Raw genomic sequence first — 7950 nt, 5'->3', positions numbered from 1 at the left:
GCCGCCCCCCTGAAGCAATGCGTCGGAGGTTCGGCGGTCAAGGGTCAAAGCGAAGCGCGATCGCCGAAGGCGACGCGACGCAGGAGCGCCCTTGAGGGCCGGGCCTCCGACGCCACACTCCGGAAAAGGCGGCCCCCACACCAGAAACAACCACCGCCCCCGCCACACCAACGCCCCCGCACCTACGCGCCGCGCCGCCACCGCTCAACACATCTCGCGGTGCCTCGCCGCGCAACGCAGCAGGGCCCCGACCTCAGCCGGGGCCCTGCTCTCTACCACCAATCACCAACCACCAACCGTCAACCACCGGCCGCCAGTAGCCAACCCACCGACCACCGGTAGTCCGTCGGCCGTCAGCCGTCAGCCGTCAGTCGTCAGCCGTCAGTCGTCAGCCGTCAGTCGTCAGCCGTCAGTCGTCAGCCGTTAGCGGCAGCCAGCAGCCAGCAGCCAGCAGCCAGCAGCCAGCAGCCAGCAGCCAGCAGCCAGCAGCCAGCAGCCAGCAGCCAGCAGCGGCAGCCATCAGTCGCTCGGTGTCAGTCGCTCGGTGTCAGACGTTGACGCCGAAGTCCGATGCGATGCCCGTCAGGCCCGAGGCGTAGCCCTGGCCCACTGCGCGGAACTTCCACTCCGCGCCGTTGCGGTAGAGCTCGCCGAAGACCATCGCGGTCTCGGTGGCGGCGTCCTCGCTCAGGTCGTAGCGGGCGATCTCGGTGCCGCCGGCCTGGTTGACGATGCGGATGTACGCGTTGCGCACCTGGCCGAAGTTCTGGCTGCGGGCGACCGCGTCGTAGATCGAGACCGGGAAGACGATCTTGTCGACGTCAGCCGGCAGGGCCGCCAGGTTGACGTTGATCGCCTCGTCGTCGCCCGCGCCCTCGCCACTGCGGTTGTCACCGGTGTGGACGATGGTCTGGTCGGGCGTCGACTTGTTGTTGAAGAAGACGAAGTGCGCGTCGGAGTAGACCTTGCCGGTCGGGTTGACCGCGATCGCGGACGCGTCGAGGTCGAAGTCCGTACCGGTGGTCGTACGGACGTCCCAGCCGAGACCCACGGTGACTGCGGTCAGGCCGGGGGCCTCCTTCGTAAGCGAGACGTTGCCGCCCTTGGACAGACTTACAGCCATCGGGATGTCCTCTTCCTTGAAGTCGTGCGGGCCGGTCGGACCCGTGGGGTCCGAAGCTACCGTCACCCCTTCTAACGCCGACAGGCCGCCGTCAGGTTCCAGGCCGGCGGGAAAAGTGGGTGACGCGACCGCCGCGTACACGGGATCATTGGACTCATGTCCGGGCCTCATGTCATTCGCGGTGCTGTCTCCCTGCCGGAGGCAGAGCTCACGTGGCGGTTCTCCAGGTCCTCCGGACCGGGGGGCCAGCACGTCAACACCACCGACTCCCAGGTGGAACTCCGCTTCGACCTCGCCGGGACCGAAGCGCTCCCGCCCGTCTGGAAGGAGCGCGCCCTGGAGCGGCTCTCCTCCCGGCTGGTGGGCGGCGTCATCTCCGTACGGTCGTCCGAGCACCGCTCGCAGTGGCGCAACCGGGAGACCGCGCTCGTACGCATGGCGGCCCTGCTCGCCGAGGCGACCGCCCCGCCTCCCAAGCCGCGCCGGCCCAAGAAGATCCCCCGGGGCATCAACGAGCGCCGGTTGCGCAACAAGAAGGCGCGCGGTGAGACGAAGCGCGGCCGTTCGGGTGGGTGGGACTGACCCCGCCGCCAGCCCCTTCGAACAGCCCGCCGCCCGGCGTCCTACGACAAGTGCCGGTAGCGGCCCTTGAAGTACGTCAGCGGGCCGCCGTCCGCGTCCGGCAGGGAGACTTCGAGCACCCGGCCGATCACCAGCGTGTGGTCCCCCGCCTCGACCCGCTGCTCGGTCCGGCACTCCACGGCCGCCAGCGCGCCGTCGATCAGCGGGGCGCCGGACGTCGTGCCGCGCGTGTGGGACAGGTCTTCGAACAGCAGGCGGTCGCTCAGCCGGCCCTTCATCGCGAACCGTCCCGCGATGTGCCGCTGGTTCTCCGACAGGAGCGAGACCGCCCACAGCGGCTGCTCCGCCAGCAGGTCGTCCATGCGCGAGCCGTTGCGTACGCTCACCATCACCAGCGGCGGGTCCAGCGACACCGACATGAAGGCCGTCGCCGTCATGCCGACGTCCTCGCCGCGCGCACCGCTGTCCGGGTCGTGCGCGGTCACGAGGGTCACGCCCGCCGTGAACCGGGACATCGCGGCACGGAACTCTTCGCTGCTCACCCCCTCAGGATGGGGGATCGATGCGCTGGGCCGGGGGGAAGTCGTCTGGAACACACAGAGAACGCTATGCCCGGCCCTTGTGCCGCCACCATCGGGCATGGGGACGAGTACGCTCGGCTCCCGGTCCTAGGACCGCCACGGCCCTCCGTGAGGGTCCACGCCCGTCCGCAGGCGTTCCGTATTTGCGTTTTTGCGTTCAAAAAACCTATGGAGCGCTCCCACTCATCCCACCCGGCCGTTCACCCTCTGACGTGACTTGAGTCACAGAGCCGAGTATTTGCTGACCCTGTGTACCGGGTGGGCAGCTCGCTGTGATTCAGTGGCCGTGATACTGCAACAAGTGCGGCGATTGAGAATCCTGGAGTTGCTGTCGAGGTCTCGGGGAGAGCGAACACATGGAGGCCGAGTCCGAGCCCTACGTCCGCCTGGCGACGCTGCGGCAGCTGCACCAGGTGGTCGCGGACCTGAACCGGGCCACCAGCCTGGCCGACACCCTTCAGGCCGTCGCCGACGGTGTCGTCGCCGGTCTCGGATACGAGCTGGCCTGCGTGAACCTCGTCCAGCCCGACGGTGACCTCGTCATAGCGGCCTTCGCGGGCAACCCGGCGGCCGAGGCCCTGATCACCGGCCGCGTCGGCTCCCGAGGCTCCTGGGAGCGCCGTCTTTCCATGGGCGAGGCCTGGGGCGACCTGCGCTTCATCCCGCACACCGAGGGCTGGGTCCTCCTCGACGACGACGTGCCCCAGTGGCACACCGACGGCCCCCAGCCCCGCTTCGCCGACGAGTGGCACCCGCACGACCGCCTCTACGCCCCGATGTACGCGTCCGGCGGCGGCCAGGAGCTCCTCGGCGTCATTTCCGTCGACCGGCCCCGCAACGGCCGGCACCCCGGCGCCTGGGGCCAGGAGGCGCTCCAGATGTACGCGTCCCAGGCCGCCATTGCGATCAGTAACGCCCGGCTTCGCGCAAACATGCAGCGCGCCCTGGTCCGCCTGGAGCGTGAGCAGCAGGCCCTGCGCGCCAGTGAGGAATCCTTCCGCCAGGCCTTCGAGTACGCCCCCAGCGGCATGGCCATCGCGGAGATGGGCGGCGACCAGCACGGCCGCCTGCTGCGGACGAACGACGCGCTGTGCCGGCTCCTGGGCCGTCCCGCCTCCGCGATGCGCCGCTACTCCTTCGCCGACCTCGTCCACCCCGAGGACATCGGCACCCTGCTGCGTACGTCGGCCGAGGGCGGCCGCGCCGAGCTGCGGCTGGCGCGCCGCGACGGGACGTACGTCTGGGTGTCGTTGCGCAACTCCGTCGTCGCGGACACGACCGACGGGCCGCGTTTCCTGCTCACGCACGTCGAGGACATCGAGGAGCGCAAGCGCCACGAGCTGCACCTGGCCCACCGCGCCTCGCACGACTCGCTGACCGGCCTGCCCAACAGCGCCGAGCTGCGCTCGCGCCTCGCAGCCCGGCTGTGCCGCCGGCCGCACTCCGTGCGCGCCACGGCGGTGGAGGCCCTGGACGCGGCGTACGGCGAACCGTCCGCGGCGGCGGTGCCCGAGCACGACTTCGACTACAACCCGCACACCGACGCGGGCTCCTTCGACCACCACGTCCACATGGTCGCGCCCACCTCGGAGGGCGCGGGCCAGGGCGCGGGCGTCGACGACGGCACGAAGGGGCTCGCCGTCCTCTTCTGCGACCTGGACGGCTTCAAGTCGATCAACGACCGCTTCGGGCACCACACCGGGGACGCCGTCCTGATCGAGGTCGCCCGCCGTCTGACGACGTGCGTGCGGGACGGGGACACGGTCGCCCGGCTCGGAGGTGACGAATTCGTCGTTCTCGCCGACGGTCTCGGCAGCGCGGACGCCGCCGACCTCGCCGTACGCTTGCGAAACGCCATCATTCCGCCCATCCGGGTCGACGGCCGGGCGGTCCGCGTCGGCGCGAGCTTCGGCATCGGCTGGGCGAGCTGCGGGATGTCGGCGGACGAGGTGTTGCAGTCCGCTGACCAGCGGATGTACGTGGAGAAGCGCTCCCGCGCCAAGGTTCACAGGCGTGCGGGCTGAGAGACCCCTCACTACCGCACTGTGGTCCACGCCAAACCTTCGGGTTGCCCGTTCGGGGTAGGCTCGCCGGGTCGGCGACGGCTGGCGAACATGGTGAGGAGTGACCAGGGATGACTGCCGCGAACAACGGCACGAGCACGCCTGAGGACGACGATCCGTTCGGCTACCTCTACGAGGACGGGCAGGCGGCGGGCGCTGTTCCGCCCCGCTCGGGCGGCTACGGCTACCCGGGTCCGGCCTCGCAGCCCGGGGTGCCCAGAACGTCGTACAACCAGGTGCGTACGGTCGGTGAGCGGCAGTACGGGCAGCAGCAGCACGGCCAGTACCAGCAGCAGTACGGCCAGCAGGTGCCCCAGCAGCAGGCGCACGGCCAGCAGAACCACAACCGGCCCAACGCCCACTACGCGGCCCCCGAGACGCAGCCCGGCGGCGCGCCCACCCGCCCGGTGGCGCACTCGCACTCCGGCGGCGTCGGCGGACGCGGTGGCGGCCCCAACACCAAGGGTCTGCTGATCGGCGCGGTCGCCGTGGTGGCAGTCGTCGTCATAGGCATCGGCATCGCCCTGCTGACCAGCAACAACGACGACGACAAGGGCGCCCAGGCCGGTGACACGGGCGGCGGCGGTTCCAGCGTCGGCCAGACGGGCAAGCCGAGCGAGGACCCGACCAAGAAGCCCGAGAAGCCTGAGGTCAGGCTGCCCAAGCAGGACGCCGCGACGCTTCAGCTCGGCGGCACGGCGACCACCGACAAGACGATCAAGGGAGCCGAGGGGCCAGACGGCCTGTACATCAACGGCTTCAACGCGGTCGGCTCGTCCATCACCTGGCAGGCGAACATCGACAAGCCCGGCGATTACCGCTTCTACATGCGGTACTCGATCCCGGCCAAGGACGCGAACGCCACCCTGACGGTCAACGGCAAGCCGAACAGCCAGCCTGTCGGACTGAAGAACTTCATCCACTCGTCCGACCCGAACTTCGCGAAGAACTGGCAGACCACCTGGGCGCCGGTGACTCTGACCCAGGGGCAGAACACGATCAAGCTCTCCTGCGAGGAGGGCAACCAGTGCGATGCGCTGCTCGACTGGGTCGAGATCCGGAAAGCGGGGCGCTGATTCTATAGGAGCAGAGTGGGCTATACCGGACCCATGGTGCCGGTATAGCCCATCCTCGGGCCGGTTAGACCCAGTCCGTGCACGAGTTCAGCATCGAATTGCCTTCGAAGCGGCCGACCTGGATTCCCCAGCCGAAGATTCCTGAGTCGTTGATTGCGTACGACGAGTAAGTCTTGTTGCCATTATTGGCGCCGTCCGTGTCGCTATGCCAAGACCAATTCTTTCTTGTGCCGTTGACGTCGGTCGTGACGAGGCGTACTCGCATGTGATGCCCATCGGCCAACGTATCGCCGTAGGTCATCTTGAAGTCGATCCGGTCGTCAGCTCCCCACCAGTCAGCGACCACTTGCCCCCACGCGCCGGTCGTGCTGCACGCGGCCATCTCATCTACGTCGGCTTGGGCGGAGTTCGATGTCGTCAGCACAAGGGCAATGCTTGCTGTGCTAATTCCGGCCATCCGGATTATGCGGGCCATTGGAGAATGTGTCATGTGCATGATTCTACGCTAGTTTGATCTTTTGTAAGCCACTTTCCAGACTCCCGGCCAACATGCACCTCAGCCCATCAGCCCCAGGAAGTGCGCCACCGTCCCGGTCATCGCCTCGCGAGCCGGGACGATGTACTTCCTGGGGTCGACCGCTCGCGGGTTCGCGGTCAGGTACGCGCGCACCGCGCCCGTGAAGGCGGTGTTCAGGGCCGTGCCGACGTTGATCTTGACCATGCCGGCCGTGAGGGCCCGCCGGATCTCCTCGTCCGGTACGCCCGACGAGCCGTGCAGCACCAGCGGCACCGGTACGGACTCGCGCAGCGTGGCGATCAGGCCGTGGTCCAGGGCCGCCGTGCGGTCCGTCATCGCGTGCGAGGAGCCGACGGCCACGGCGAGGGCGTCCACACCGGTGTCCGCCACGTAGGCCGCCGCCTCGGCGGGGTCGGTCCGTACGCCGGGGGCGTGGGCGTCGAGCGGGGGCTCGCCCTCCTTGCCGCCGACCTTGCCGAGCTCCGCCTCGATCCAGATGCCGCGCTCGTGGCCCCAGCGGACCGCTTCGGCGGTGGCCTTCACGTTGTCGCCGTACGACAGCTTCGAGGCGTCGAACATCGCCGAGCTGAAGCCCGCCGGGTGCGCCGCGCGCAGCAGTTCCACCGACTCGACGTGGTCGAGGTGGAGCGAGAGCGGGGCGGACGAGGCGCGGGCGACGGCCGTGGCCGCCGCCGCGACGGCGGTGAGATCGCCGCCGTGGAATTTCACCGCGTTCTCGGAGATCTGGAGGACGGCGGGTGCTCCGGCCCGTTCCGCGCCGGCCGCGATGGCCTCCGCGTGCTCCAGCGTGATGACGTTGAAGGCGGCCAGGCCGTGGCCCGATTCCCGGGCGGTGGTGACGAGTTCGCCGGTGCTGACGAGTGGCATGCGATCCCCTGGTGCTGGTGGTGGGAGTGCTCGGTTACGCCGCCGTGGCCTGCGCGGTGACTTCGACCCGTGACAGCAGGTCTTCGTACGTCGCCGCGTCGAACTCGCCCGCCGCCGGGGCCAGTACGGTCGCCGCCGACAGCGCCACCGCCCGCGCCAGGCGCTGCGGCCAGGGGAGCCCCTCGACCAGCCCGGAGAGCAGCCCGGCCACGGCCGAGTCGCCCGCGCCCGTCGGGTTGCCCCGCACCTTGGCGGGCGGGGCGGCCCGCCACAGGCCGTCGGGGGTGGCGGCGAGCATGCCGTCCGGGCCGAGCGAGGCGACCACGGTGTGCGCGCCCCGGCGGCGGGCGTCGTACGCGGCGCGCAGCGGGTCGCGGGAGCCGGTGAGCCGGGCGAGTTCGTCGGCGTTGGGCTTGACCAGATCCGGGCGGGCGGCGATGCCCCGGCGCAGGGGTTCGCCGCTGGTGTCGAGCAGCACGGGGACGCCGGCGGTGCGCGCGCGGCGGATCAGTTCCGCGTACGCGCCGACGTGGATGCCGGGGGGCAGGCTGCCGCAGAGGGCCACCGCGTCGGCGTCGCCGAGGAGTTCGGCGTACGTGGTGAGGAAGGCGGCCCACTCCTCGGGGGTGACCGCCGGTCCGGGTTCGTTGAGCTGGGTCGTGTCGCCGGTGGCGGCGTCGACGACGGCGACGGTGCGCCGGGTGCGGCCGGCGACGGGGACGAGCGCGTCGACGGGGGGCAGGGGGGCGAGCAGGTCGCGCAGGACCGCGCCGCAGGGGCCGCCGGCGAAGCCTGTCACCACGGTTTCGTGACCGAGGGCCGCCAGCACGCGGGCGACGTTCAGGCCCTTGCCGCCGGGGCGTTCGGCGACGTCGGTCACCCGGTGGGAGGCGTGCGGGGCGAGGGCCGGGACGCGGTAGGTGATGTCGAGTGCGGTGTTCAGCGTGACCGTCAGGATCACCTGTGCCACCCCCGGGGAAAGGCGCCTTGGGAAAGCGCCTACCGTCTGCCGTCTGTCGTCTGTCGGGGCGATCATGCCAAAAAGAAAGCGGTTGGCCCAGGGCTCCGGGCCAACCGCTCCGTGTCGCTTTGATATCAACTGATGGTGAAATCACCCCAC

Annotated in this window: 8 protein-coding genes; 3 read left to right on the top strand and 5 right to left on the bottom strand. The window is 70.0% G+C overall.

Going from position 1 to position 7950, the window contains the following annotated elements; all coding sequences use genetic code 11:
- Positions 1-547 precede the first annotated feature (547 nt).
- Positions 548-1123 carry a TerD family protein gene (locus IE185_RS21445; protein WP_138896234.1) on the bottom strand — a complete coding sequence of 192 codons (576 nt, stop codon included), beginning with the start codon at positions 1121-1123 and terminating at the stop codon, positions 548-550.
- 156 nt (positions 1124-1279) lie between these two features.
- Between IE185_RS21445 and arfB the strand changes: the two genes are divergently transcribed.
- A complete protein-coding gene (gene arfB / locus IE185_RS21440; RefSeq protein ID WP_138896235.1) occupies positions 1280-1705 on the top strand; it encodes an alternative ribosome rescue aminoacyl-tRNA hydrolase ArfB in 426 nt (141 codons plus the stop codon).
- A 41-nt stretch (positions 1706-1746) separates the two neighbouring features.
- Here arfB and IE185_RS21435 read toward each other — a convergent pair whose 3' ends face one another.
- The gene (locus tag IE185_RS21435; protein WP_138896236.1) at positions 1747-2247 is read right to left on the bottom strand and encodes a flavin reductase family protein; all 501 of its coding nucleotides are present in this window, start codon (positions 2245-2247) and stop codon (positions 1747-1749) included.
- A 395-nt stretch (positions 2248-2642) separates the two neighbouring features.
- Between IE185_RS21435 and cdgB the strand changes: the two genes are divergently transcribed.
- Together cdgB and IE185_RS21425 are read left to right on the top strand one after the other, a co-directional pair.
- Positions 2643-4310 carry a diguanylate cyclase CdgB gene (gene cdgB / locus IE185_RS21430; protein ID WP_138896237.1) on the top strand — a complete coding sequence of 556 codons (1668 nt, stop codon included), beginning with the start codon at positions 2643-2645 and terminating at the stop codon, positions 4308-4310.
- 110 nt (positions 4311-4420) lie between these two features.
- The gene (locus tag IE185_RS21425) at positions 4421-5425 is read left to right on the top strand and encodes a CBM35 domain-containing protein (RefSeq protein ID WP_138896238.1); all 1005 of its coding nucleotides are present in this window, start codon (positions 4421-4423) and stop codon (positions 5423-5425) included.
- A gap of 64 nt (positions 5426-5489) precedes the next feature.
- On the opposite strand, the gene IE185_RS21420 is transcribed toward IE185_RS21425, so the two are convergent.
- From IE185_RS21420 to IE185_RS21410, 3 genes are all read right to left on the bottom strand, one after another.
- A complete protein-coding gene (locus IE185_RS21420) occupies positions 5490-5900 on the bottom strand; it encodes a hypothetical protein (RefSeq protein WP_138896239.1) in 411 nt (136 codons plus the stop codon).
- 81 nt (positions 5901-5981) lie between these two features.
- A complete protein-coding gene (locus IE185_RS21415; RefSeq protein WP_138896240.1) occupies positions 5982-6830 on the bottom strand; it encodes a class II fructose-bisphosphate aldolase in 849 nt (282 codons plus the stop codon).
- Between the two features lie 34 nt (positions 6831-6864).
- Complete coding sequence (locus IE185_RS21410) at positions 6865-7791, bottom strand: 1-phosphofructokinase family hexose kinase (protein ID WP_138896241.1); 927 nt, start codon at positions 7789-7791, stop codon at positions 6865-6867.
- Positions 7792-7950 lie beyond the last annotated feature (159 nt).

Origin of the sequence: Streptomyces chryseus, from assembly GCF_014650755.1 — a bacterium.
GTDB lineage: Bacteria > Actinomycetota > Actinomycetes > Streptomycetales > Streptomycetaceae > Streptomyces > Streptomyces chryseus.
Note: the sequence above shows the minus strand (reverse complement) of the source record. Positions and strands in the feature narration are given on the sequence as shown.

Bases quoted from the DNA above. Each gene is read 5' to 3' on its own strand.
- IE185_RS21445 (WP_138896234.1), bottom strand. From the start codon at position 1,123: ATGGCTGTAAGTCTGTCCAAGGGCGGCAACGTCTCGCTTACGAAGGAG.
- arfB (WP_138896235.1), top strand. From the start codon at position 1,280: ATGTCCGGGCCTCATGTCATTCGCGGTGCTGTCTCCCTGCCGGAGGCA.
- cdgB (WP_138896237.1), top strand. From the start codon at position 2,643: ATGGAGGCCGAGTCCGAGCCCTACGTCCGCCTGGCGACGCTGCGGCAG.
- IE185_RS21425 (WP_138896238.1), top strand. From the start codon at position 4,421: ATGACTGCCGCGAACAACGGCACGAGCACGCCTGAGGACGACGATCCG.
- IE185_RS21420 (WP_138896239.1), bottom strand. From the start codon at position 5,900: ATGGCCCGCATAATCCGGATGGCCGGAATTAGCACAGCAAGCATTGCC.
- IE185_RS21415 (WP_138896240.1), bottom strand. From the start codon at position 6,830: ATGCCACTCGTCAGCACCGGCGAACTCGTCACCACCGCCCGGGAATCG.